Origin of the sequence: Ferruginibacter sp. HRS2-29 (assembly GCF_024343615.1) — a bacterium.
Classification (GTDB): Bacteria; Bacteroidota; Bacteroidia; order Chitinophagales; family Chitinophagaceae; genus Ferruginibacter.
On sequence record NZ_RJUB01000047.1, the window covers coordinates 1 to 1,657 of the forward strand.

Consider the following 1,657-nt stretch of genomic DNA (forward strand, 5'->3'; position numbering starts at 1 on the left):
AATTTGAGGGAAATCCTTTCACAACGAAGAGTTTATATATAAAATTACCCCGGATGGTTACTTTACTCCGTAAGTTCTGCACCATTTATCCAGTAAAAGTGGTTTGCCATGAGGATCGGAGATGGCTTTATCAATGATCTCAAATAATTCAGGAGTTAACAACACAGCAGCTCCATCATTACCACCATTATATAAAAATACCCGTTCGTCTTTTTCCTGTAAAAAGAGCTGTTCATTTACAATTTCCGCAAAAGCCTTTGCTGCTTCGCCCCAGCCATAGCCAGGAAAATCTTTAAAGATGACATAATCTTTTCCATTTACGATCATACTGTGATTGACCTTTTCGAGATCTGCTTCTTCAATATGGTTCGTGACTTCAAATTCAAGGCCGATAGCATCAAATACATATTGTAGATATTTGAAGGCATCTGTAAAACCACCATCTTCAAAAAGAGTTTCACCATCAAGCATGTAATAGCGGTAATCTTTCGAATGGTTAGCGAGAGTGTAAAAATGAGCGGTATTCAAATAATTATTCCGTAAGCCTTCGCGCAATTCTTCTTTTATTTCCGCAATATCTTCCTGCGCTGCATATTTGAAATAACCGGCTTTTTCCAATAGTTCAATGACATCGTTGTTCTCCCGTAGGTTGGGCGTTTCGGGTACTTGATCCATTTGTGACGGTTCAGTTATTTTCTTTTTCTTAAAAAAATTAAACAGATTTATGCATGAATTATTTTGATTTCGGAATACCCGTAATTTATCTTTTGATGACCGATTTGCCAATAAAAAGAAACAATGCCGACATGGCCAAAAATCCCACCACCAGCAAACCCGAATTGATGAGCACCTGCCCCATGCCAAACCTGCTCACATTTACAAAAGGATAAGGATAATAATTGGTGGAATTTCCATAAGCTAAGGTGTAAGCGAGATAGAGTAACGGGTAGATCGTCCATAAGAAGATCACTCCGTAACCCACGGGTTTGGAGCGCTGATACATCACCCAGAATACAAGCGTCAGTATCGGCAGCAGCGTATGCAATAATTCATCGGCCAGCATGTCCCAGCCATGCAGCTCTACCAGTCCCCTCAGCAGGAACTGGTACACCAGGAATACCGTGGTAAGATATACCGTGACAGCAGTATGGGTAGCAGGTTTCACATTTTTGCCGAAGGCAACCGCGGTGAAATACACGGCTGTCAGCGTATTCGTCAGAATCGTAAAAAATCCAAAGTAGCGGATAGTCGTATCCAGCGTGCTGCGGCCAGGACTGTTTTTTAAAATAAGTATATACTGAAGTACGAGCGCAAACCAACCGATCAGCCCAAAGAGCGTTGCAAGTTTTGTTTTCATAACGCAGTTTTATTCTTAAAGGTAGAAAACCTCCGGGGTTTTTCTCCCAACCCCGGAGTGTTTTGGATCAAACGCCCGGAGGTTAAAAGAAACCTCCGGGGTTAAACCTCCGGGGTTTTCGTTCGAACCCCGGAGTGTTTTTAGATCAAACGCCCGGAGGTTGAAAGAAACCTCCGGGGTTTTTCTCCCAACCCCGGAGTGTTTTGGATCAAACGCCCGGAGGTTGAAAGAAACCTCCGGGGTTTTTCTCCCAACCCCGGAGTGTTTTGGATCAAACGCCCGGAGGTTAAAAGAAACCTC

General features: G+C 42.8%; 3 protein-coding genes. All 3 read right to left on the reverse strand.

Translation table 11 applies throughout. From position 1 onward, the window contains the following. Window positions 1-57: 57 nt before the first annotated feature. Window positions 58-675 carry a hypothetical protein gene (locus EGI32_RS10710; protein ID WP_255155385.1) on the reverse strand — a complete coding sequence of 206 codons (618 nt, stop codon included), beginning with the start codon at window positions 673-675 and terminating at the stop codon, window positions 58-60. A gap of 85 nt (window positions 676-760) precedes the next feature. Then, entirely contained in the window at window positions 761-1,357 is a 597-nt protein-coding gene (locus EGI32_RS10715) for a Pr6Pr family membrane protein (protein WP_255155386.1), read from the reverse strand. A gap of 15 nt (window positions 1,358-1,372) precedes the next feature. Beyond that, a partial coding sequence (locus EGI32_RS10720; protein WP_255155387.1) for a hypothetical protein occupies window positions 1,373-1,657 on the reverse strand: 285 nt, incomplete at its 5' end.

Coding starts and splice junctions, on each gene's coding strand:
- EGI32_RS10710 (WP_255155385.1), bottom strand. CDS start 675: ATGGATCAAGTACCCGAAACGCCCAACCTACGGGAGAACAACGATGTC.
- EGI32_RS10715 (WP_255155386.1), bottom strand. CDS start 1,357: ATGAAAACAAAACTTGCAACGCTCTTTGGGCTGATCGGTTGGTTTGCG.